Genomic DNA, 757 nt, shown 5'->3' with positions numbered 1-757 from the left:
CGTACCGAGCGCGCCCAGCCCCGCCAGCGCGATGCCGGCCGCCAGAACCCTGCCACGGCGGCACGCCGCCCGCGCGAAATCGAATGGGGATGTGGATGTGGATGTGTCGTGCCCCGTTGCCATGCCCTCGTGTCCTTGGTGTCGTGCGATGTCTGCCTGCGCAGCCACGTCAGGGGCGCATGCGGACGGCAGTGTATCCAGTGGTTTCAGGCTGGCCGGCAAAACGCTACTTTTTTGATAGCACAATGCCTTAGTACTGATTGTCCTGGAAGCATTTTTCGCCTGGAGCGCCTGCGTTGCGAGCGCCCCTCCACCGCATGCCGAAGTTATGCCCGCCCTCTGTGGGCCGTTCTGTGGACAACCCCAGGGACAACCCGCCGGATCGGCGCAGGCAGTGGCTTGCAGCCCGGTGCCTGCATTTTGGGCAGTGGCGGCCGGGCGCGGCCGGCACTTTTCCGGGGTGCCGCTATAGTGCGCGGCCGGCACGGCCCCTGCGCCCGCCTTCATTGCATCCCCTCCCCCGCTCCGATCCCCGCTCCGATCCCCCGTGCCCATCGCCACCCTGCTCTGCCTGGTCGTCGCCGTCAGCGACGGCGACACCCTCACCGCCCGCTGCGGCGACCGCCGCCCGATCCAGGTGCGCCTGGCCGCCATCGATGCGCCCGAGCGCCGCCAGGCGTTCGGCCCGCCGTCCCGCCAGAACCTTGCGCGCCTGTGCCTGCGGCAGAAAGCCACGCTGCAGACCGTGGCCCGCGAC

1 protein-coding gene is annotated in these 757 nt (G+C 69.6%); it reads left to right on the top strand.

Annotated elements, in window-relative coordinates; translation table 11 throughout:
* Positions 1 to 547 precede the first annotated feature (547 nt).
* A partial coding sequence (locus AC27IQ_RS26185) for a thermonuclease family protein (RefSeq protein ID WP_487091391.1) occupies positions 548 to 757 on the top strand: 210 nt, incomplete at its 3' end.

Source organism: Acidovorax sp. KPB24-07 (assembly GCF_057543315.1).
This window is presented reverse-complemented; position numbering and strand designations above follow the sequence as displayed.